Here is a 22,043-nt window from a genome sequence, read left to right as displayed (position 1 = left end):
GAAACAGGAAGAAATGACAGCTTCATGATTCAGGTTCCCTTTCCCCCGTCCCGGGCAGCCCTGCTGCTTGATTTCGATGGAACGCTCGTCGATATCGCGCCTACTCCGGAAAGTGTCCGGGTGCCGGAAGGGCTCGCGGCGGATCTGCTGCGTCTTCGGGACATGCTCGATGGCGCGCTTGCGATCATTACCGGCAGGCCCATCGCACAGATCGATTATTTCCTGCCGGATATTCCCCATGCCGTGGCCGGCGAGCACGGTGTGATGATGCGTCACGCGCCCGGTCAGGCGTTACGGGAGCGCGAACTGCCCGTTGTGCCCAGGGAATGGGTGCAGGCTGTTGAAAAGGCTGCGGCAGATCATCCGGGCGCCAGTGTTGAACACAAAAAAGCTGGAATGGTGCTGCATTACCGTCGTGCGCCCGAGGCGGAATCCGCTTTTCGGAAGCTGGCGTCGGCCTGGCCGGTGGAAAACCGGGGGTTTCACCTTCAGGATGCCCAGATGGCCATCGAACTCCGGCCACTGGGGATCGACAAGGGCAAGGCGCTGCGGGAACTGATGGCGGAGCCGCCTTTTGCCGGGCGGCTTCCGGTTTTTGCCGGTGATGACGTCACGGACCGCGACGGGGTGAGGGCTGCGCGCCAGATGGGGGGCGCAGGCTGGCTCATTCCCGATGATTTTCCAGATGCGGCCACGTTCCGGCGCTGGCTGCATGATCTGTCGGAGGGACACGGATGGGGCGCCTGATCATTGTTTCCAACCGGACGCCTGCCCCTGGGGAGCGTACGCAGCCTGCCGGGGGGCTGACGGTTGGTCTGTATGATGCGGTACAGACGCAGGAGACCCTCTGGTTCGGGTGGTCGGGCCATCAGCATGCGGATGCGGCCGACCGGCCGGTCCAGAGTGAGCAGGTGGGAAACGTCAATTATGTGACGTTCGACCTGACCCAAAGGCAGTATGACCGGTTCTATCTGAATTTTTCCAACGGCGTCCTGTGGCCGCTGTGTCATTACCGGACCAACCTGATCCGCTACACTCGTGAGGACTGCGACGCCTATTACGAGGCGAACGAAGTCTTCGCGGACCGGCTGGTCGGGTTACTGGAGCCGGATGATACGGTCTGGATCCATGACTATCACCTGTTTCCACTGGGCAAGATGCTGCGGGACCGGGGTGTGACGGGGCGGATCGGATTCTTCCTGCATATTCCGTTCCCGCCCTGGAGCGTAGCGCGTCTGCTGCCCAAGCTCGACATGCTGCTGACCGGACTGGCGGCGTGCGATCTGATCGGGGTGCAGACGCCTGAGGACGCGACCAATCTCAAGGGGTGTTTCGAGGCCTATGGCCTGAAGGCGGCGGTCGAGGCCGTGCCGATCGGGATCGATCCTGTCAGCTTCCGTCAGCAGGCGATCGAAAGCGCTTCTTCCGACGAAGTGGTGAAGATCATGGATACGCTGGAGGGGACGCACCTGATCATGGGGGTGGACCGGCTGGATTATTCCAAGGGTCTGCCGGAGCGGATGAAGGGCTTCGAAGCGCTGCTGAAGAACTATCCCGAGCATCGCGGGCAGGTGACGTTCCTTCAGGTTACTCCGGTGTCACGGGGGGGCGTGGAGAGCTATCGTCTGCTCAAGGAAGAGCTGGACGGCCTGGTCGGGACGATCAACGGCGCCTATGGCACGCCGGACTGGGTGCCGATCCGCTACACGACCTGGCCGATCGGGCGGCATATCCTCGCCGGGCTTTACCGGATGGCGGATGTGGGGTTTGTCACGCCGCTGCGGGATGGCATGAACCTTGTGGCCAAGGAGTTCATCGCGGCGCAGGACGAGGACGATCCCGGCGTGCTGGTGCTGTCGCGGTTTGCGGGGGCGGCTCCGGAAATGCCCGAGGCGCTTCTGATCAATCCACTGGATGCGGAAGGAATGGCCGATGCGCTTCATATCGGCCTGACCATGGACGTGCAGGCCCGTCATGCGGCATGGTCCGCGATGTATGACGAGGTTTCCCGCAATACAGCGGGGAGCTGGTCCAAGCAGTTTCTTGATAGCCTGGAGGCGATCCGTCCGTGCCACTGAACAGAACATACCGCCCCGTTTCAACGTCTGCTCTGGGTGGTCTGTATGTTCTGGCGGGGCTGGTGGCGCTCGGGGTCGTCTGGTTTGCCGAGCACTGGCTGAAGCTTGCACCCTGCGAGCTGTGCCTGTGGGAGCGGCGTCCGTGGTGGGTGCTGATCGGGCTTGGAATCGTCACGATCGTGCTGCCGAAGCGCTATGCCCGGTATGGGGTTTTCTTCGGGCTTCTGTGTCTGATGACCAGTATCGGGCTGGCGGTTCTGCATGCGGGCGTGGAGCACAAGTTCTGGCCCAGCCCTGCGCCGGAATGCAGGGCGCCGGTCTTTCACGGGGGCAACTTCAAGGACTGGATGTCGGCGATGCCCGCACGGCCGAACAAGCCGTGTGATTCGCCGGATTACCTGTTCGGTCTGCCTATATCCATGACGGAGCTGGGTGGTTTGTATGCGGTTGTGGTGTTCGTGGTGGCTCTGGTCGGGAGCTTCCGCATGGGCCGCTCCCGACGCTGAGGGGCCGGATCAGAGGCGCGTGCCGCGTCCGCGTCCGAAGATGAGGCTGATGATCAGCAGCACCAGGAAGATGAAGAAAAGGATCTTGCCGATATAGGCAAAATCTGCCGAAATTCCGCCAAAGCCCAGCACCGCAGCACATAAGGCGAGGATAAGGAAGGCAATGGTCCAGCGTAGCAGGTCCATGGGACTGTCTCCTTTGTCAGTAGCGCCCTCTGAGGGAGAGGCGGGGTGTGAGAAGGCTGAACGGCGGCGGAGTGAACAGGTTCATTTTCGCAACATCCGTTTTATTTTCGGGCTGTTTGCACAGTCCCGGTTTCCGATATTTCCATGGGTCGGGTCCCTTAATTCGGGAGCCGTGCCTGCCGGAGGACTGCCATGACCCTGTTCCGCTCCCTGTATCATCAGGGATTCGCCCGGATCGCTGCCTGCACGCTGCCGGTGACGCTTGCCGATCCGCTGAAGAATGGTGAGCGGGTTCTGGGGGTTCTGCGCGACTGTGACCGACAGGGTGTGGCGGCGGTGGTGTTTCCGGAGCTGGGGCTGACGGGCTACACGCTGGATGATCTGCGGTTTCAGGACGTGGTGCTCGACGGGGCGGTCGAGGCGCTCCGGCGGGTGGTCGCGGGGTCTCGGGATCTGCTGTCCGTCGCGGTGGTGGGGCTGCCGCTGGTGCGGGGGGACCTGCTCTATAACTGTGCGGCGGTGGTGCATCGCGGGCGCGTGCTGGGTGTGGTGCCGAAATCGCATCTGCCGCGCTACCGGGAATTCTACGAGCCACGGTATTTCACCTCCGGGCTTCAGACGTCCGGGACGATCCGGCTGTTTGGTGAAGAGGTGCCGTTCGGAGCGGATCTGCTGTTCCAGGCCGAGGATATGCGCGGGCTGACGCTGGGCGTGGAGATCTGCGAGGATCTGTGGGTGGCGTCTCCGCCGAGCGGGAAGCTGGCGGAAGCGGGGGCGACGGTCATTCTTAATCCGTCGGCGTCTCCGGTCACGATCGGGCGGACGGATGACCGGTCGCTTCTGTGTCAGGCGCAGTCCATGCGGACGCTGACGGCCTATGCCTATGCGGCGGCGGGCGAAGGTGAGTCCACGACCGATCTGGCCTGGGACGGGCAGGTGTCGATCCATGAGGCCGGGCGGCTTATGGCGCAGTCGGATCGGTTCCCGCAGGGCGAGCGGCTGGTTGTGGCGGATGTGGATCTGGATCTGCTGCGGCAGGAGCGGATGCGGACGGGGCAGTTCGGGCATGCGGGGCAGACGTTCCGGACCGTCGGATTCACGCTTGCGCCGCCGATGACGGATCTGGGGCTGAAACGGGATGTCGCGCGGTTTCCGTTCGTACCGTCCGATGCGCGGACGCTGGCGCGGGACTGCTATGAAGGCTGGACCATTCAGGTCAGCGCGCTGCGCCGCCGTTTGCAGGCGAGCGGGGCGCAGCGGGCCGTGATCGGGGTTTCAGGCGGGCTGGACAGCACGCTTGCGCTGCTGGTGGCGGTGCGGGCGGCTGATGAGCTCGGCTGGCCCCGGACGCATGTTCTGGCCTACACGATGCCCGGTTTTGCGACGGGAACGGAGAGCCGCTCGCTGGCCCATGCGCTCATGGAGGCGCTGGGCGTGGAGGTGAATGAGCTGGATATCCGGCCGACGGCGCAGACGATGCTGGCAGGCATCGGCCATCCTTTCGCCGAGGGGCAGCCCGTTCATGACATTACGTTCGAGAACGTGCAGGCGGGGCTAAGGACGGATTTCCTGTTCCGGATCGCCAATTACCGTAATGGTATCGTGATCGGGACCGGGGATCTGTCGGAACTGGCGCTGGGCTGGTGCACCTATGGGGTGGGGGACCAGATGTCCCATTACAACGTCAATGCCGGGATGCCGAAGACGCTGATCCAGCATGTCATCCGCTGGCTGGCGCGGGATGGAAAACTGGGTGACGGTGTGGTGGGTGCGGTTCTGGAGCGGATCGTCAATGCGGAGATCACGCCGGAGCTGGTGCCCGATACCGGACAGGGCGTTCAGAGCACGGAACAGACGATCGGACCCTACCCGCTTCAGGATTTCACACTTTATCATATTCTGCGTCACGGCTTCAGGCCGTCGCGGATCGCGTTTCTGGCGGAGGTGGCCTGGAGCGATGCGTCCCGCGGAACATGGCCCGAGCATTATCCGCAGGACCGGAAGATTGCCTACGATCTGGGCGAGATCCGGCATTGGCTGGAAGTGTTTCTGCGGCGGTTTTTCGGGACGAGCCAGTTCAAACGCTCCGCCATGCCCAATGGTCCGAAGCTGGTTTCCGGCGGCTCTCTTTCGCCGCGAGGAGACTGGCGGGCGCCGTCTGATGGCACGGCAACGGCATGGCTTGCGGAACTTTGTGATAATGTACCTGAAACGAACACACATCCGTGAAGTTTTGGTGTGCAGGAGTGTGGGGGGTTTTGTCTGCCCGCATCCGTGCCAATATGTTGGAAACCCGTCACCACATAGGAACATGACTCGTCATGGCTTACGCTACGATCAACCCTTATACCGGTGAGACGCTCAAGACCTTCCCGGAAGCAACCGACCAGGAAGTCCAGACCGCGCTGACCGAAGCCTATGATGCGTTCAAGAGCTGGCGTCACACGCCGTTCGCCGAGCGCGCAAAGATCATGACGGCAGCGGCGAGCATTCTTCGCCGTGATATCGACAAATATTCCAAACTTCTGACCCTCGAGATGGGCAAGATCTATGCTGAGGCCAAGGCAGAGACGATCCTGTCCGCCGAGATCTTCGAATATTATGCCAAGAACGCCGAAGAGCTTCTGAAAGCCGAGAAGCTGCCGGTTGCGGATCCGAAGGAAGGCGAGGCTGTCCTGATCCATCAGCCGCAGGGCATCGTATTCGCGATCGAGCCGTGGAACTTCCCGTTCTACCAGATCGCCCGCATTATCGCGCCGCAGCTTTCCGCCGGTAACACCGTCATTCTCAAGCACGCCTCCAACGTGCCGCAGTGTGCTGCCGCGTTCGATGACCTGATGAAGGAAGCCGGTCTGCCGAAGGGTGGATTCCGCAACCTGTATGCCGCCCGTCATCACACCGAGACGATCCTCAAGGACCCGCGCGTCTGCGGTGTGGCCCTGACGGGTTCGGAAGGGGCTGGCGCTGTTGTTGCCGGAATTGCGGCACAGGCGCTGAAGAAGTCCACGATGGAGCTGGGCGGTTCTGACGCGTTCCTCGTTCTGGACGATGCGGATCTGGAAAAGACCGCGAAGTGGGCTGCGTTCGGTCGTCACTGGAATGCCGGTCAGGTCTGTGTGTCCGCAAAGCGTCTGATCGTGGCAGATGCTGTCTATGACCGCTTCCTGGAGCTGTACAAGGCCGAAGTCGCCAAGCTGATCCCGGGTGATCCGATGGACCCGAAGACCACGCTGGCTCCGCTGTCCTCGCAGAAGGCTGCTGATGATCTGAAGACTCAGGTCGAGGAAGCCAAGAAGCACGGTGCTGTTGTCGAGGCCATCGGTCCGTCGGTGCCGGAGAAGGGTGCGTTCTTCCAGCCGCTGCTGATGACCAACCTGCACGAGAACAACGAAGCCCGTCTGTGGGAATTCTTTGGTCCGGTGACGCAGCTCTATCGGGCCAAAGACGATGCGCATGCCATCCGTATCGCCAATGACTCGCCGTTCGGTCTGGGTGGTTCGGTCTTCACGAAGGATACCCAGCGCGGCGTGAAAGTTGCCGAGCAGATCTATACGGGCATGGTCTATATCAACCATCCGACGATGGTGAAGGCTGACCTGCCGTTCGGTGGTGTGGCCCGTTCGGGTTATGGCCGTGAACTGATCGGTCTGGGCATCAAGGAATTCGTCAATCACAAGCTGATCGACGTTGTTGATATTGATGCGCCGTTCTGATTGAGCCGTATCGGGCTTCCGCGCGGAGCCCGGTTCGATCTGTCAGGTTATGAAAAACCCGCTTCCGGATCTGTCCGGGAGCGGGTTTTTTTTCTTGGCCGGTCTGGAAAAGGGTTTCAGTTTTTCCGGGGCTTTGCGCGTTCGGCACTGAGGCGGATCCAGGGGTGTCTGGCCTGAACGAACGCCACGACACGGGCCTTGTGGGCCTCCTTTTCGGTCGAGGTGTTCGTCATGGATGTCTCATGCTGGCGGTAATCGGCCAGGATCTGCGGGACGTGATGGCCGGGCAGGCCGCGTTCCGCCAGCGAACACCACAGGTCGAAGTCCTCCCAGCCCATTGCTTCACGTGAAACATAGTAACCTCCGACCGCAGCCCACGCCCATTTGGTGACCATGGCCATGGCATCGATACGGTTCCCCGAGATGAGGGAGAGTGGATTGAAGGGAAGGTCTCCCAGAAGCTCTGGTGCGCCAGGCTGTTGATGGGTGTCTGTGCTTATGTCCGCCAGCACAGGCCCGTGTTCATTGAAACAGGCGATGAGAGGATAGGCATAGGCTGTGCTGTCACCCATGGAATCCAGAAGCGTTTTGCAGGCTTCAGGGCGCAGGGTATTGTCGGCATCCAGCTGCATAACATGAACGGTCTCGGCTGCGTCCATTCCGATGTTCCGCGCGCCTCCCAGTCCGGCGTTTGCAATAGACTGGCGCAGGATCAGGCGGTTGAAGCGGTCGCAGTGCCGTTCCATCCAGATGCGGGCCAGGGCGACCGATCCGTCGGACGAGCCGTCATCCACGACGATCAGATCCAGTACGGGAAGAGTCTGCGCCGCAACGGATTCCAGCGCGTCCAGAAGATGTGCTTCGTAATTATAGGACGTGATGACGACAGTGACGGGGGCTTCTCCCAGCGCATCGTGATGGAAAAGGGTGCGGCTGGGCGGGATGACGGGCACGGGGGCCGGAGCGAGACGGTCTCTGGCAAGACGCGTTTCCCCGGCAAGGGCAGCGGCCTCGTCTCCGGACATGGACGTCAGGACGAGTTTCATGCGCCGGGTCTGCGCCTGCGGACCGAAGGGCCACAGGACGGAATGATAGGCGTCCCGTGCCATACGGACGCGGCGTTCCGGATTGTCGATCAGTGCGATCAGGGCGTCGTACCAGTCCGTTGGGCTGTCGGCCAGAAAGCCGGTTTCGCCGTGGCGGATGACGCGCTGGAACGGGCCGGTCGGTGAGGCGACGGTCGCTGCGCCGGAGAGGGCGGCTTCGAAAAACTTGATCTCGCTTTTGGCTTCACAGAAGACGTTTCCCGTCACCAGAGGCGCGATGGAGATGTCGAACCGTGCGAACTCGTCCTGAAGTTCCTCAAGAGGGACCATATCGCGCCATTCGATCTGGTCCTGCACTGGGATCAGGCTGGGAAATTCTTCCATCAGCAGGATGGGACGATGCGTGACGGGTTCGCGGAACAGGACAAGGCGTGCTTCAGGGCGCTGACGCAGGACTTCTGCGATGGTGGGGCAGATGGGGCCAAAGTCCTGCTGGTGGGTCCGGGAGCCCGTGGCGTAACCGATGCGGACCAGGCCGTCGCCGGCGTTGACGCGGCCGGGCTCGCCGCGCATGCGCAGCGCCATGCGGGCACGTCGCAGGGAAAGCATGTCATAAACGTTTGGAAGCAGGTGAACGACGGGGCGCAGGCTGTGCATGGCAAAGACCAGTTCGGCGGTGGTCGTTGATCCCTGATCACAGCGCAGGAAGGTGCGGCGCATTTCCGAAAAGCAGCGTTCGATCCGTTCTTCCGTGGCGCCGATCGAGCGGATACCGTCGATCATGTCCACGCGGGCATAATGGGGCACGAAGACAATATCGTCCGCATCGAAGACGGTAATGACGTTTTCCGCTGCGGCGAGATCGAAGATCGTACTGACATGGCCACTGTACTCGACACGCCAGAACACCATGACATCTGCCCAGAGAATATCGTCGTAGCCGATCGAGGCGCAGGGCTGGACCCGGGCTTCAAAGCCGGCATCCCGGGTGGCGGCAGCATTTCGGTAACAGCGGTACAGAACGCCAGGCGTGTCGGGTTCTCCTGCAACGAACAGCACGCGACGTACGGAGAAAGGTGCGGGATCTGACTCTGGTCCTGGTTCCGGAGCCGGGGCCGAAACGGGTGCGGGGCTGCTCTCATCCGTGTCGGGTTCCTCTTGAACCGGGATGACGGGTTGGGGGGGGGGAGGGCGCAGAATGCGCTTGAGGCGTTGACCGGCCCGAAGCCAGAACGGGGGTGTCGGAATCGGCTCAGGAATTGGTTCTTCAGGCGGAAGAGGCACGACCGGCGGTGGGGCTAGGGTTGGCTGCTCGGTCTGTTCGGGTGCTGGTGTCTCGGGCGGCAACCGCATGATTCTGGTCGAGAGCATCCGGAGAGAGATCCGGAGCTCCTGGATGGTCTGTGTTTTTTCAAGCGATGCCTGCTGTATCGCCTGAGTCCGGGACATCAGAAGACGGGTTTTCCGACTGTCATCGAGAAGCAGTCGGATGTTGCGTCGGAGTCCGAGGCTTTCCGGCGTTTCAGACATCAGGATACCCAGAAAGGGTGAATCGCCTGCGTTCGTCAGGGCGCTTCCGGGGGTCAAGACAACCGACCCGGCAGGGTGATCTGCCCCGAGCAGGAGAACGGGCAATGAAGAAGGGCTCTGGGGTGCGTCTTCCGTGATGTGGCATAGCAGGGGAAGACTGTTCCCGTCGTTCCGGGACACCTGGGAGACGACCCGGATATCCCTGTCCGGAAGGTGCGTTTCCAGCATTGCACGAAGAGCATGGCGAATCTGGGCATGCACGCGGGGTGAACATTCGATCCGGGCAGTGGAAAGGTCTTTTTCCTCGGTCAGGACTGTCGTCAGCCAGACAATCAAGAAAATGTGATCCTGGAGATTTGGAGAGCCGTCTGTCGCCGACTTTCCTGATGCCAGCAGGAGCGCCAGACACGCCAGATTGTGGTCCGCTCTTGGAAGAGACGGTGAAGGGGGGATGGGAAAATTCACGAATGGGCCTGTTGGGATCTAAGTGTCTGTGAAGGGCGGCTTGTTTCAGAAAAGGCGCAGCTCGGTCAGGTCTGGCTTGACGCAGTAGTGGCAATATTTATTTCTTGTGAAATTAACATTAACGGAACTTTTTTGATATAAAAGGATTTGACTGAAGGGCTGGATTACCCGCTCTTTTCCGTTTCCGCATAATGAAAACGGAAAATTCTTTGTCGGCATGGCTGCTCGAATCCCCAAAATGATGGATCTTGATTCTTTGTATCGTGTTCGAAGTGGATTGCTTTTGACAATCTGGCTCTGATATATGCAAGACTCGTCGCTCGATCATTTGGGTGGTCCGAGGGCCGCCGGTGCGAGGCAACCTTTTTTTAGGAGTGCATGGTAATGGCTGACATTACTACAGTAGTTGGCGCCTCCGGCCAGACCTTTGTGGTCACGGTCAGTGGTGGGCAGACCCAACTACTGGCGCAGCAGTATCAGACTGCTGTTTCCACCCTCCACGCCAGTGGCGGGCTTGATTCTTACGATCTGGTTCCGGGCAGTAATGGCGCTACGGGTACCACCACGGGTCAGGGCCTGATCAGCCAGGGTGGTGATTACACCGTTTCTGGCGGTACCACGCAGTATATCGCTGCTGGCATCGCTGCTGGCAGCTATTCTACCACGGGCGAAGACACCCTGAATTCGGCTGTCAGCCTGGATGTGTCCGGCAGTACGGCCCAGAGCATCAGCATCCTTACTGGTGATTGGGCTGGCGTAACCCTGACGGTGGGCAATCAGGATGGTCTGTTCATTGGTGGCGTTGGCAACAACACCTTCAAGGGCGGTAATTCCACGGGGAACTGGACCATTGCCACGGGTGACGGCGACGACACCATCACGGGTACCAATGGTAACGATACCATCAGCGGTGGCCTGGGCCAGAACCTGATTACCCTGGGTAGTGGCACGAACGTTGTTCGTTCCGAGGGTCAGGACACCATCGACGGCACGACTGGTACCGATACGGTCACGCTGCTCGGTGGCAGCTCCGTGGTTACGCTGGGTGCCAACGCAACGGTTTACGACACGACGTCGCACAACACCGTTTCGGGTGGCAATAACAGCTTCATCACGGGCGGTAGCTCCAGCACCTACTTCTCGACCGGTGCTGTCAGCACGGTTTCGGGCGGTCTGAACGACACCATTTCGGCTTCTGCCGATATCTGGCAGATCCGTGGTACGGCCAACTCGATCACTGCTTCGGGAGCCCTGACGTTCCTGAACGGTACGGGTGCAACCACCGTTTCCGCTGGCACGTCCACGCTGTTCGGTGCTTCGGGTCTTGATCTGATACTGGTCGATGGCTCCGCAAGCTCCACCAACCTGTTCGTCGGTGGCGATGGCAGCGAAACCGTTTCGGCTGCGTCTTCCAACGGTACGCTGCATGCTTTCGCAGGCACGGGCGACGAGACCATCATCGGTGGTTCCGCTGCCGATACGCTGGTTGGCGGTTCGGGCGCGGCTACCCTTACGGGTGGTTCGGGCGCAGCAAACCTGTTCGCTCTGACCAAGGGTTCTGCCGGCGGTGACTACACCATCACCGACTTCGGCAGTGCGGCCGGTAACCTGATGGCTCTGTACCAGTACGGCCTTCAGAACAACGATGGTCTGGCAAGTGTTCTGGCGAACGCTACGATTGCTGGTGGTAACACCACGATCGAGCTGTCCGACAACTCCAAGATCACGTTCGTTGGCGTTACCGATCTGAACGCCTCTGACTTCACCCTGAGCTAATGACGGCGTTTGTCCTCTGACGGGCTGGTATTGTTCAGGAAGGCCGGATCCGGAAGGGTCCGGCCTTTCGTGTTTCTGAAGTTCTTTTTACCTATTTTGTGAAAGCCTGACAGAATGCGGGACGACCCGCGTGAAACCCTGACTGAAAGTTATCGCAGTGCGGCGCGCCTGAACGGTTTGAGAGCCGAGCAACTGCAAAAAGAGAACCAGAAGTTGCTGCGTCAGTTGTTCCTGATTCAGACGTCCCTGTCCTGGCGTGTGACGCTTCCCCTGCGTGCTGTCCGGGCTCTGACATTCGGCAGGCTGCTTTCCGGTCGCCCCGTCAGTGAACTTCCGGAGCGGTTTCGGCGTCTTTGGGGGCGGGAAGGGCTTTCGGGGATCAGGAAAACCGTTACCCACCGTGTTCGTCGCCTGAAGCGGCTCCATGGTGACCGGCGGAAGGTTTTGCCTCAAGCCTCCGGTGATACAGGGGCGCTTCATCCTTACAGAGCTACTCCCGAATGCGGAACTGCGAGACTGAAGCCGCAGGTTCTCATCATTGCGGAACTCAGCCTGAGGCAGTGTGCCAAGTATCGCGTCTGGCAGAAGCGGGATTTCCTGAAGACGCTGGGCTGGTCGGTTCAGGTCGTGGACTGGCGGGATATTGCCGAAGCCCAGTCTGCCCTTCAGCTTTGCACGCATGTTATTTTCTATCGGGTTCCGGGCTTCGACGACGTCATGACACTGGTGCAGGAAGCGCATCGGCTGGAGTTGGCGCCGCGCTGGGAAGTGGATGATCTCATCTTCGATGAAGGGGAGTATAGGCAGAACGGGAATATCGACACGCTTCCTGCGGCGGAGCGTGACCTTCTGCTCTCGGGGGTGGCATTGTTCCGCCGGTGTATGCTGGCCTGTGGTCGAGGCATTGCCTCGACGGCGGCTCTTGCGGGCGCCATGCGAGAGGCGGGGCTGACGGATGTCGCTGTTCTGGAAAATGCCCTGGACGCACAGACGCTTGGAATTGCAGAAGCTCTTCCTGCTCCTGTGCCATCAGACCGGATCTGGGTTTCGTATGGGTCGGGCACTAATACTCATGATGCCGATTTCAGGCAGGCCGAGGCGGGACTGCTGGCAGCGATGGATGAGGAGCCCCGGCTCTGCCTGAGGGTCATCGGGCAGTTGCAGCTGTCTTCGGCGTTCAGTCGGTTCGGGGATCGGGTCGAGCGCCTGACGGAGCTGACCTATCCGGAGTATCTGAAGGCCCTGTCACAGACGGATATCGCGATTGCTCCGCTGGAAAAGACGCTGTTCAACGACTGTAAAAGCAACATCAAATTTCTTGAGGCAGCCATTGTCCGGGTCGCGGCCATCTGCTCTCCCTGTGCAGCATTTCTGACTGTTTTGCGCGATGGAAAGAACGGCCTCCTTGCCGCAGATACCGTCGCATGGCGAAACGGGTTTCTGGCCCTGGCGCGGGATGGGGATTACCGGAAACGTCTGGCGGAAGCGGCTTATGAAGATGTGATGGCGCGGTATGCCCCTGAGGCGATGGCGCAGACACAGGCCCGGACGTTGTTTGGTCTTCCGCCTCGACAGGAATCGGAGGGCCTCAGGGTCCTGATGGCGAATGTCTATTTCGCGCCACGCTCTTTTGGCGGTGCCACGATTGTGGCCGAGGAAATGGGGCGTCGGCTGGTCCGGAAAGGGGCTCAGATCAGTGTCATGACGTCCAGACCGCCTGCCGTGGATATCCCTGATGGGGATGTTCGTTACGACGTGGATGGCATGATGGTCTTTGCCGCCGTGTTGCCTGACGGTCTGGACGGGGTGGGGCACTTGGATAATCCGGCAATGGCTTCCCGGTTTGCGGATGTGCTTGAAGCCTGTCAGCCGGATGTCGTGCATGTTCACGCTGCGCAGGGGCTGGGAACGGGGATCCTGCGGATCTGTCAGGAAAGGGGAATTCCTTACGTTCTCACGCTGCACGATGCCTGGTGGCTTTGCGAGCGGCAGTTCATGGTCAAGGGGGACGGACGGTACTGTTTCCAGACGACCATCGATCCTGCGGTCTGTCAGGCCTGTGTCCCGGGTGTGCGGTATCTTGCGGATCGGGCTGTCGTGATGCGGCAGGCCCTGACGGGTGCGGCCCTTCTGATCAGTCCGTCGCAGGCGCATCGCGAACTCTATCTTGCGAACGGGATTGCGCCTGAACGGATCGTGGTCAATCGCAACGGTTTCTGCTGGCCGAAGCGTGCGCGCAGGCTGCGGATCCCGGGGACGCCGCTGCGATTCGGTTTTGTCGGCGGGACGGAAGCCGTCAAGGGATATGGCCTGCTGAAAGAAGCCATGCAGTCCCTGTCGCGGAGTGACTGGGAACTTGTCGTTGTCGATAACAAGCTCAACCTCGGGTTTCAGTCGATCTTTCCGGAAGACTGGACCGTTCGTGGGAAGCTCCGGGTTGTGCCCGCCTATACACAGGCCGGACTCGATGATTTCTATGACCAGATCGATGTTCTGCTGTTTCCGTCGCAATGGAAAGAAAGCTACGGCCTGACGGTGCGGGAAGCGCTGGCGCGGGATGTCTGGGTCATCACGACGTCTCCGGGAGGGCAATCAGAAGACGTGGTGGACGGGGTAAACGGGACGTGGCTGCCGCTGGACGGTAAACCACAGACACTTGTCCAGGCTGTCTCCGCGCTGCTGGACGCGCCGGAACGCTTCGAGGGGTACGTTAATCCCTGCAAGGAACGGCTTGCGACATACGACATGCAGGCGGAAGAACTTTACGGCTTCCTGAAGCAGGCCGCAGGGCAGTCTAGCGGCCGAGGAGCAGGGCTATAAGGGCGTGTCGCCGGTCTTCGCTGGCCAGGGCCTGGATCAGTCTGGCCCGGAAGCCTGCGCGTTTGGAACGGTTGCGGGGCGGTGTTGCGGCAAGATAACGGGCGATCCAGTCGGGGTTGAAGAAGGCGGGATCGGGGATTTCCTGCCGCCACAGATGGGTGGACGCGATTCCGCTTGGGTTGTCGCGCAGGAGTTCGGTCTTGATGAAGGGGGCGTGGCCCGATCGCAGGACGGCGCGCCAGTCCGTGTGCATGGGGTTGAGCGCCAGAAGGCGGGCGAGCCCGCGGGGATTGCTCCAGGCGGCCCCGCAAGACAGTCCGGCCGCCTTGATGGCGAGGCCGAGCCCAAGCTCTCCGTGCAGGACGATCTCGTCCTTGCTCATGTCGCTGAAGGGCTGGTTGAAGATCCGCTTGATTGCTGGATGATCCAGGGCCTCGCGGGTCATGCACAGGAACCAGGATTGTAGATGGGGCACCACGGCTTCCGAGCGGACCATGCCCCAGATCTGCAGGTTCTGCGCCCGCATGCGCTCCACGATGGGATTGAGCGGGAGGAGCGGGCCGAAGACGCTGTCATTGGCGAACAGGATTTCGTCTGCGTCCCTGTCGTAGCCACGGGAGAGCAGGAATTGCCAGGCCCCGAAGTCCAGCCCGATATTGGGGCGGGCGTGGACGGTGGCCGAGACCGGAGGGGTGCCGCTTGCGAGGTCATCGTGCAGCGATTGGGCTTCTGCTTCCGACAGGCCGGAGGCGGCGAGGTGGATTGTAAAGCCGCAGGACGCGATCTGGCTGAGCAGATGGCGTGTGTGAGGGGGAAGCCCCGCGTCTGTGCTGTAATATGCGAACAGGCAGACAGGGGCTGACATGGACCGTCCTGTTGAAGAAAGAAACGTTAAATTCATGATATATGGTTGTTTCTGGGACGGTTCTATAGGAAACACTATGGCATTCTGAGGCGATAGACAATCCGCCCTTCAGTTCGCATTAGCGGCATTTCTGTACCGGCAAGATGCGATCTGCACTGAGTAAATCCGGAGTTTTATTCATGAGCAAAGCTTTTCTTGCCGCAGTTCTGCAGGATTCCATGAACTGCACAGGGGTTGTTGCCCAGCGGGCCGTCAATGACATGATTGACGCCATTATCGAGGAGCTGCGCCAGGAAGGCGGCTTTACGCTGCCATCTTTTGGGACATTCACGGTCTGTGAGACCAAGGCAAGGCAGGCCGTCAATCCGCGGACCGGAGAGCCTGTCGAGGTGTCAGCGGGGCGGACCGTCAGGTTCAAGGCCAGTCCAGGACTGAAGCAGCTCGTCTGAGAGATCGTATGGCTGCCTCAGCGTGGCCGTCAGATAATGGACATGATCTGTGGGCCGAGAAGAGACTTCAGATTCATCCTGTCGTTACTATCGAGCGTGGATGATTTCAGTAAGAACTCTTCGTATGAAAAAGATCCTGAAGAATTAAGCATATAATATATCAGGTCCGAGGCTGAATGTTCTTTTTCTCCGATAAATGTCAAATCGGTTACCTTTTCTCCAAAATAAAATTTTTCCCAGTCGGACGCTTCTTCCCGTGAAAATTCTACGCTTCCGCCATGATTTACGGGAATGGATGTCAGATATTTCTGGGTTTTTGGGGATTTTATGGAGATGGAACCATCCGATTCATGCGGCTCGAATTCAAATTCGTAGCAATAATTGCTTTGGGCCGAGTGACTGATGTGAAACCGGACGTTTGAGGAATATACAAAAGGATTCCGGAAGACCCAGATTTTATTGCTGTCGTAAGGAATGGCGGCCAGAATTCTCTCAAACCCTTCCCCCTGAAAGAGATGTCCATCGATGTTATTCAGGGAAAGATATTCGCCGTGAGCGCTCTTGAGGTGGAAGACATCCACTTTTCTGTTGGGTGCCAAGCTGTTTTCCGTGTTTTCCAGAGCATTTCCTTTCTTGAGGAAATTCTTCAGTGAGTACTGGAAAACGGATTTTTTGATATTGTTGTAGATGGTATTTGCCGCATTGATGCGCGCCTGATCCTGGGGATCATAGACATCATTGCGATCAAAATGAGACCAGTAGACCGTACTGTTTGACAGATCGGATCCCAGGCGTCTTTTGATGCGGTCGATGAAATGCTCCATGGAGCGGCAGATATAATGATTGATCCTGGCGCCTTCCCACAGGATATTTTTCGTGGCCCCGGGACGCCATTCTACGGGTTGGCCAGCAGCATCCGCGTAAGTCCCATAGGACAGGTTGAACTTATGGGGGTTTTCGTATGCGAAGCTTACCGCTTCTGGTCTTACAAAGCTTTTTACGAGTGTATTGTCATTAAGATCGGGCGTCGATCTGTGGTTGAAGACCTGGTAAGTCGGAACCTTGTCTTTCAGGACCCTGCTGGAACTTCCGTATATGCACCAGCTTAGGGCAATCCCCGTGTCGTCTTTACTGAATTTGTCCAGAAATCCGTTTATGTCCTGGGTGCCGTCGATGCTGACATATTCGTCGCCATCCAGCATGGCGATCCACTCATAGTGATCGATGGATTTCTTGATGGCGTCAAAATAGCTGTCGCGTTGTCTGTAGTAAAAATTGCCTTCGAGCATGGAAGTCCTGCAAACCTCCACGTTGTAAATGCCTTCGCAGGATTTGGCTATTTCATAGGTCCCGTCGGTCGAGTGGTCGTCATATACAAATATCTTATTGAACCCGAGGGAAATATGCCATGATAGCCATGCCATGATGTCATGGGCTTCGTCTTTAACGAAAAGCACTATTGCAGATTTTTCTTTTTTCACGACGAAGACCCTGATTGATGTCGGAAGTATGTCCTTCCAGATTACATCCTTGATCGAGATTAGCCAAATCAGTTGACGGGCATTGTCCTGAAACCCGGCGTACCCGTTGCGGGAAGCATTTTCCGGTTTTTGGAGGCTGGCTGGGGTGGGAGGAGCGCTGGCAAAAAGTAAATATAAGTCATTGACATAAAACGCTTTTTCTTGAGGGAAAGAGACGACTTTGGGGATTTGTCTCCATTTTTGTCCCCAAAGCTGTCTCCAATGCTCAAGAGAAAACATGGTTCCTATCATTTCCGCAGGGTTGTTCCTTTACAGATTCGCGAGATTCTGGGGAGAACTGAAATCTGGCTCTGTCTCGGGACTCACAGGAAGAAGGAAGCTAGGTCTCGTGCGGGCATGATATATGGACAGGTCGAGAACCTGTTCTGTTTTCTGTCGGATGGTGGTGCTTTGCCTGAAAAGTTTGACCTTAAAAATTACCTTCTGGAGATGGTGAAACTACATCCGTCCGATTTCAAAGAGGATTGGTTGGCCGGGGCAAGTGCCGGAATTGACGTAAAGAAAAAATATCTCTCAGGAGCGCCTGACAGATTCCTTCAGCAATTCGTGAAGGACATGGATGGTCGAAACGTTCACCTTCTGAACGAAATCCAGCGTCTGGGTGCAGAACTGGAAGCTGCCAAAGCAGCGGGCAATCATGAGCGGGAAGGTCAACTGCTAGCCCTACTGGGTCAGGCCATCTCCAAGATACCCGATATGAGCCAGCAGGTTCCCGCTGCTCCTGTCATGCAGCAACAGATTTCACCAAAAATCTCTTCAATAACTTTCAAAGACATCGCCAACAGGTATCTGGAGATTAAGAGAATGAGTGTCTCCATAGAAACCTACAACCATTTTGTGGCGGCGTGCAGACTGTTTGGCAGGTTCACGGACACCTCCCGTGAACTGCATACTTTTACTCGCAAAGAAGCATCCGCTTTCATCAACGTCATCAGGCAGATGCCCAAGATGTGGGGAAAATCGCCCAAAGAAGATGCGATGACCCTGGAAGAGATTATCGCGTACCATAGGGCGCGAAATCCTGAATATGTCACCTTATCAGCAGATACGATGACCCGACACATCAACAAGATGTCCGAGGTTTGGAACTATGCCATCTCGGTTGGAGAGCTGGACGACAAGCCAGAGTATAATATCTGGTCCAAGCACATGGTGACGGCCATCAATGAAAAGACGTTGGATAGAAGGCCCTTCAGGGAGGCGGAACTGGCCGCTCTCATGGAGACCGTGTGGAAACCACGGGTGAATATCAACACAGTCAGGCAGATTTTGTCCGTTGCGACCTATACAGGAATGCGACTGGAAGAGATTTGCAGGCTTCGACCGTGCGATATCCATGAAGTTGATGGCGTTCTGTGTTTCGATGTCCGTATTCACCGGGATGCGGATGGAAAAGAAGTCTGGAACCCCAAATCAGAAGCTGGTGAACGAGTTATTCCCGTTCATGCCTATATCAAGCAGTCTACGGGGTTGATTGAACGCGCTAAGAATTGCGAAAAATCCAAGAAAGACCGGATATTTTTCGACCTGCCCTATGCTGCCTCCACCAAAAAATATGGAGCGGCTTTTTCTCAGAGATTCGGTAGGTTCAAGAAAGACGCAGGCTTGCCTCCCGAGACAACGTTTCACAGTTTCAGACACCTGTTCCGGACCATGCTCGGCCATCGAGGTGATGGGTTGAATTATCCGGTTGAATGGATTGACCAGATTCTGGGGCATGAAACAGCGGGGATGGGCAGCCACTACAATGCAGGAACAACCCCCTCGAACCTGATGAAAGTCGTTCGGACAGTGAAGTTCGAAATCTGGAACCCTATGGAAATAAAAAACAGATAATCCCACTTCAAAACAAAATTGCATGACTATCTGCTATACTTCCCTCTCAGGACTGGAAAACATCCCGGAGACCAGTTCGGAGAAGGAAGTACGACATGTTTCTACGACAGGACCATTATAGACCATTCTGCCTCTCTTCACGATTACACGGGGGAAGATGCAGGATGATGTGCAGTATGAAGAAATAGACCACTGGATAAGAACCACCAGACCGGATGTCTGGCGCAGGCTGTTACCCCTGCATGGGATTTACAAGAACGAAATTACCCGCAAGGTCGCAGACTGGGTTGAAGCTCTGCCTGATGACCTTGTTTCCGGCTTTGACCTTCTCTCCCAGTCCTACAGTGAACTGAAGCAGACCCAGCGAATCACAGGACAGGTTCTCACACGAAAAACCAACAGGTTACGCCGCAATCTCCGCAGAGTTCTGGAACTCTCTCCCGAACACGACAGCGTTCAGCAGGCCTTTGATGACGAGAAGCTGGCTGCCAGCAAATCGTTCATCGTGGTTCCCGACCGACAGAACCCGGATACCGGACTTTCAGCCCATACCCTGCGTCAGTGGCAGCTCAGGAAACACTATGCCGTCACGCTGGCGATAGCCGACAGTCTGCACGACTTCGCCACAGGATTTCTGGGCTATCAGGGCCTGTTCCTGACCCTCACGTTACCCGGAGAGTATCACGCCTGTTCCTATGAAGAAGCCAAGGCCGAAATCTCCAGACGCTGGAAAACTGTCAGACGCAAAGCCAGAGAGAAAGACGTCCTGCTTCTGGGCATGACAGCGCTCGAACTCCAGGACGACGAAACACCCCACTATCATATCCAGCTCTATATAGACCCAGCCCAGAGAGCATGGCTTGAGGAGCAGATACTTCAGGCCTTCCCGAACGAGAGTGAGCGACAGGACGAAGCCATCAAGGACATCCGCGATGTGCTGTCCGTCTCCCTTTATCTCACGAAGGACTATGGAAAACCCGAGACCAGTCTGACCTTCATTGGCCTGACACGCGACATCCGAGCCCGTTACACGAGCATTTATGCAGGCAAGCGCTACGGAACCCTGTCAGATGCAAGGATTGCCACAGCTCACAGACTGATAAAGCGGAAAGCCTTTGGCGGAACAGCGCTGCTTCTGATGCGGGGATTTTCCGATGAGAGACTGAACCGGATATCAGCCCGCCACCCTGATTTCCATTATGTCCGCACAGGAATGCCACGGGTTCTGACAGCTCTGGTGCACACGGTGCATTTCAGGGAGGTGAAGGATTTCAATGCATCCCCTGTCAGCCAGACCTCCATGTTCAGACAGAAGGTTTCAGCAGGGAAAACAGGGGTTCAGTCTCTCTTCGTTCCAACTTCTTTAAACGTATACCAAGAAAGTGTCCCTGCCTCAGCCGGTGGATGGGAGCGACTTTGCTCCAGAGGGCAACCTCCTCCTTTTGGAAGAGAGGCACCCTAAAAAAACACTTAACAAAAGGACACTGTTCTATCAGAGACTATTTTGATGAGGCCAAGGATTCCCTTCATCAAATCTCTTATATTCATCAACTCTCGTACGAATGGCATCCCACTCGCCATGCACGCCGAGCGTCAAATAATAATTTGAGCCATCAGGCCTTCGCTCATAAACAAAAAACTCTCCTGTAACTCTTCCTTCACGAGCACGCGTCTGAAAAGCGCCCATCACCATCTCATGTGTAACCTGCGGCATAAACTCACTCAGGTATTTTCCGATATGAGGAGCGAACATGGCGTCCCACCGCCCGTCTTTGGACATTCTTTCTGTTTCATCAATTAAATTACGCACCATGAAATTAGGGTCAAAATAATGCTTATGCCAAAGCCCCTTTAAAGGTTTTCGCATCTGTTTGGGCTTTTTGGTCATACCGAAGCGCTCCCCCGCACTCTCCAGCTTTCCAATTTCATCATAGACCCCATGGATATGAAAACGCTGATTAAGCGCACCAAAAGCCAGCTCAACCAGAAAGCCATGAGAAAATTGTCCATGACTTCTCTTTACATGGAGCCATGATTTAATCTCGGAGAGCTCGCGGTTAAGGCGAGTACACATCTCCTCATCCGCTTGCGAATGGACACCGACCGGCAACTGGAAAACTCCTTTTGTCCGGTCGTATTGAATTGTAGCCATGAAGTTTTCACGTCTTTTCCCGTTTCTATAATTTATAGCAGAAGAGAAAAGACATGCAGCAACGTCGTTAGCTTTTTACAGGTCCCACCGTTTGAGAAGGTCCGTCATTATATCGTTCAGATATTCGATACGAATCTCAAAGTCCCATTTTTGGTCCAGTAACTCGAGGGCGTCTTTTTCACGACCCAGTTCCTGGAAACGTCGGGACCGCTTGTCGCATAGCGTTTTGGCATTCTCATAGCCTCGCCTTAGCCCTCGAAGTTCTTCCATGACGATTGCACATCTATTCATGGCTGACCTCCCTGTCCTTCATAGGACCAGGGCAGAGGCTTTTTCCCCTTCATCTCTGCCAGAAGAGAAAAACCGAGGTCGAAATGGGCATGGAGAGCAATGGATGCCCCTGCATTGAACTCATCCGGAGCAAACCGGATAAACCACTGCACATACTGGGTTTCACAATCCCAGCTATGTCCATGATATCGTTCCCAGTCCCGGAAAACCAGTAATCCCAACGCAACAAAGAGCGCGTTTCCGAAGCCTTTTTGCTCCGCCCTGATATCTTCCTGCTCCCATCCCAAAGCACTGACTTCACTCGCTGGAATGCGTGAATCCAGAAAGAAGTTCAGCATATGGTCAGGCTTCACATCTCTCAAATATGCAGATTTTCTAAGAGTTTCAGCATACGCATTCGCACGTTTTGCTGTTGTGAACTCTTGTCCCTTCAGGTCTGTCCTGATGATGGAAACAATACGCTCGACCTCTGCCACTGACAGGGGAGCATTGCCTATATGGCTTGATGTTCCAAGGGATTTAACTCTCTCGGCTGCGTTCATTTCCGCAAGTTCGAACTGCTTCATTATATTATATAGGTTGGACATATTCCTTTATCTTTCGCCTCCGTTTGTGGGGCAAGGAGACGTATAGCCCATACAGGCTTCGATGTCAAGTATTTATTTTGATATTTCGAAAATAAAATGCTTTTTGATGAATCTATATATACAAGTACTTCTGCATCACTCCGAAATCATCTCTGAATACCATACCTTGGACACTCTCCCCTGCATCTCCCAGAGCTATGAT

At 57.0% G+C, this 22,043-nt stretch carries 16 protein-coding genes; 10 read left to right on the top strand and 6 right to left on the bottom strand.

Annotated elements, in window-relative coordinates:
• Positions 1–24 precede the first annotated feature (24 nt).
• From otsB to HKD27_RS02620, 3 genes are read left to right on the top strand one after another with little or no spacing between them, the layout of a single operon-like run.
• Positions 25–747 carry a trehalose-phosphatase gene (otsB, locus tag HKD27_RS02630; RefSeq protein ID WP_194688565.1) on the top strand — a complete coding sequence of 241 codons (723 nt, stop codon included), beginning with the start codon at positions 25–27 and terminating at the stop codon, positions 745–747.
• Entirely contained in the window at positions 735–2,078 is a 1,344-nt protein-coding gene (locus HKD27_RS02625; RefSeq protein WP_194688566.1) for a trehalose-6-phosphate synthase, read from the top strand. The genes otsB and HKD27_RS02625 overlap by 13 nt, the downstream gene beginning before the upstream one ends.
• Positions 2,069–2,584 carry a disulfide bond formation protein B gene (locus tag HKD27_RS02620; RefSeq protein ID WP_062494551.1) on the top strand — a complete coding sequence of 172 codons (516 nt, stop codon included), beginning with the start codon at positions 2,069–2,071 and terminating at the stop codon, positions 2,582–2,584. The genes HKD27_RS02625 and HKD27_RS02620 overlap by 10 nt, the downstream gene beginning before the upstream one ends.
• 9 nt (positions 2,585–2,593) lie before the next feature.
• Here HKD27_RS02620 and HKD27_RS02615 read toward each other — a convergent pair whose 3' ends face one another.
• A complete protein-coding gene (locus HKD27_RS02615) occupies positions 2,594–2,770 on the bottom strand; it encodes a DUF1328 domain-containing protein (RefSeq protein WP_081107199.1) in 177 nt (58 codons plus the stop codon).
• Positions 2,771–2,962: 192 nt separating this feature from the next.
• On the opposite strand from HKD27_RS02615, the gene HKD27_RS02610 reads away from it, so the two are divergent.
• Together HKD27_RS02610 and HKD27_RS02605 are read left to right on the top strand one after the other, a co-directional pair.
• Positions 2,963–4,999 (top strand): NAD(+) synthase, encoded by a 2,037-nt coding sequence (locus tag HKD27_RS02610; RefSeq protein WP_194688567.1) that lies wholly within the window; start codon positions 2,963–2,965, stop codon positions 4,997–4,999.
• Between the two features lie 92 nt (positions 5,000–5,091).
• Positions 5,092–6,483 (top strand): NAD-dependent succinate-semialdehyde dehydrogenase, encoded by a 1,392-nt coding sequence (locus HKD27_RS02605; RefSeq protein WP_194688568.1) that lies wholly within the window; start codon positions 5,092–5,094, stop codon positions 6,481–6,483.
• 116 nt (positions 6,484–6,599) lie between these two features.
• Here the strand turns inward: HKD27_RS02605 and HKD27_RS02600 are convergent, their stop codons facing one another.
• Positions 6,600–9,395: a glycosyltransferase gene (locus HKD27_RS02600; protein ID WP_228518301.1), complete on the bottom strand. Its 2,796-nt coding sequence runs from the start codon at positions 9,393–9,395 to the stop codon at positions 6,600–6,602.
• Between the two features lie 513 nt (positions 9,396–9,908).
• Here HKD27_RS02600 and HKD27_RS02595 point away from each other — a divergent pair.
• Both HKD27_RS02595 and HKD27_RS02590 read left to right on the top strand, forming a co-directional pair.
• Positions 9,909–11,300 carry a calcium-binding protein gene (locus tag HKD27_RS02595; RefSeq protein ID WP_197436593.1) on the top strand — a complete coding sequence of 464 codons (1,392 nt, stop codon included), beginning with the start codon at positions 9,909–9,911 and terminating at the stop codon, positions 11,298–11,300.
• 114 nt (positions 11,301–11,414) lie between these two features.
• On the top strand, positions 11,415–14,120 hold the full coding sequence (locus HKD27_RS02590) for a glycosyltransferase (RefSeq protein ID WP_194688570.1): 2,706 nt from the start codon (positions 11,415–11,417) through the stop codon (positions 14,118–14,120).
• Here HKD27_RS02590 and HKD27_RS02585 read toward each other — a convergent pair.
• Positions 14,095–14,985: a rhamnan synthesis F family protein gene (locus HKD27_RS02585; RefSeq protein ID WP_194688571.1), complete on the bottom strand. Its 891-nt coding sequence runs from the start codon at positions 14,983–14,985 to the stop codon at positions 14,095–14,097. The genes HKD27_RS02590 and HKD27_RS02585 overlap by 26 nt on opposite strands.
• 179 nt (positions 14,986–15,164) lie before the next feature.
• Here HKD27_RS02585 and HKD27_RS02580 point away from each other — a divergent pair, with 179 nt between their 5' ends.
• Positions 15,165–15,434, top strand: a complete 270-nt coding sequence (locus HKD27_RS02580) for an HU family DNA-binding protein (protein WP_062494564.1) — start codon at positions 15,165–15,167, stop codon at positions 15,432–15,434.
• A gap of 29 nt (positions 15,435–15,463) precedes the next feature.
• On the opposite strand, the gene HKD27_RS02575 is transcribed toward HKD27_RS02580, so the two are convergent.
• Positions 15,464–17,194, bottom strand: a complete 1,731-nt coding sequence (locus HKD27_RS02575; RefSeq protein WP_194688572.1) for a glycosyltransferase family 2 protein — start codon at positions 17,192–17,194, stop codon at positions 15,464–15,466.
• Here HKD27_RS02575 and HKD27_RS02570 point away from each other — a divergent pair.
• On the top strand, positions 17,177–18,811 hold the full coding sequence (locus HKD27_RS02570; RefSeq protein WP_194688573.1) for a DUF6538 domain-containing protein: 1,635 nt from the start codon (positions 17,177–17,179) through the stop codon (positions 18,809–18,811). The genes HKD27_RS02575 and HKD27_RS02570 overlap by 18 nt on opposite strands.
• Positions 18,812–18,968: 157 nt before the next feature.
• Positions 18,969–20,273, top strand: coding sequence for a replication endonuclease (locus tag HKD27_RS02565; RefSeq protein WP_228518302.1), 1,305 nt, complete (start codon positions 18,969–18,971; stop codon positions 20,271–20,273).
• A gap of 30 nt (positions 20,274–20,303) precedes the next feature.
• On the opposite strand, the gene HKD27_RS02560 is transcribed toward HKD27_RS02565, so the two are convergent.
• Both HKD27_RS02560 and HKD27_RS02555 read right to left on the bottom strand, forming a co-directional pair.
• Entirely contained in the window at positions 20,304–20,963 is a 660-nt protein-coding gene (locus tag HKD27_RS02560; protein ID WP_194688574.1) for a hypothetical protein, read from the bottom strand.
• A gap of 287 nt (positions 20,964–21,250) precedes the next feature.
• A complete protein-coding gene (locus tag HKD27_RS02555) occupies positions 21,251–21,841 on the bottom strand; it encodes a hypothetical protein (RefSeq protein WP_231748089.1) in 591 nt (196 codons plus the stop codon).
• Positions 21,842–22,043 lie beyond the last annotated feature (202 nt).

The sequence above is a fragment of the Gluconobacter sp. R75690 genome, assembly GCF_015244525.1.
In the GTDB taxonomy this organism is placed as follows: Bacteria; Pseudomonadota; Alphaproteobacteria; order Acetobacterales; family Acetobacteraceae; genus Gluconobacter; species Gluconobacter potus.
This window is presented reverse-complemented; position numbering and strand designations above follow the sequence as displayed.

Coding starts and splice junctions, on each gene's coding strand:
- HKD27_RS02625 (WP_194688566.1), top strand. CDS start 735: ATGGGGCGCCTGATCATTGTTTCCAACCGGACGCCTGCCCCTGGGGAG.
- HKD27_RS02575 (WP_194688572.1), bottom strand. CDS start 17,194: ATGTTTTCTCTTGAGCATTGGAGACAGCTTTGGGGACAAAAATGGAGA.
- HKD27_RS02570 (WP_194688573.1), top strand. CDS start 17,177: ATGCTCAAGAGAAAACATGGTTCCTATCATTTCCGCAGGGTTGTTCCT.
- HKD27_RS02595 (WP_197436593.1), top strand. CDS start 9,909: ATGGCTGACATTACTACAGTAGTTGGCGCCTCCGGCCAGACCTTTGTG.
- HKD27_RS02560 (WP_194688574.1), bottom strand. CDS start 20,963: ATGGCTACAATTCAATACGACCGGACAAAAGGAGTTTTCCAGTTGCCG.
- HKD27_RS02580 (WP_062494564.1), top strand. CDS start 15,165: ATGAGCAAAGCTTTTCTTGCCGCAGTTCTGCAGGATTCCATGAACTGC.
- otsB (WP_194688565.1), top strand. CDS start 25: ATGATTCAGGTTCCCTTTCCCCCGTCCCGGGCAGCCCTGCTGCTTGAT.
- HKD27_RS02555 (WP_231748089.1), bottom strand. CDS start 21,841: ATGTCCAACCTATATAATATAATGAAGCAGTTCGAACTTGCGGAAATG.
- HKD27_RS02615 (WP_081107199.1), bottom strand. CDS start 2,770: ATGGACCTGCTACGCTGGACCATTGCCTTCCTTATCCTCGCCTTATGT.
- HKD27_RS02585 (WP_194688571.1), bottom strand. CDS start 14,985: ATGTCAGCCCCTGTCTGCCTGTTCGCATATTACAGCACAGACGCGGGG.
- HKD27_RS02605 (WP_194688568.1), top strand. CDS start 5,092: ATGGCTTACGCTACGATCAACCCTTATACCGGTGAGACGCTCAAGACC.
- HKD27_RS02590 (WP_194688570.1), top strand. CDS start 11,415: ATGCGGGACGACCCGCGTGAAACCCTGACTGAAAGTTATCGCAGTGCG.
- HKD27_RS02565 (WP_228518302.1), top strand. CDS start 18,969: ATGCAGGATGATGTGCAGTATGAAGAAATAGACCACTGGATAAGAACC.
- HKD27_RS02610 (WP_194688567.1), top strand. CDS start 2,963: ATGACCCTGTTCCGCTCCCTGTATCATCAGGGATTCGCCCGGATCGCT.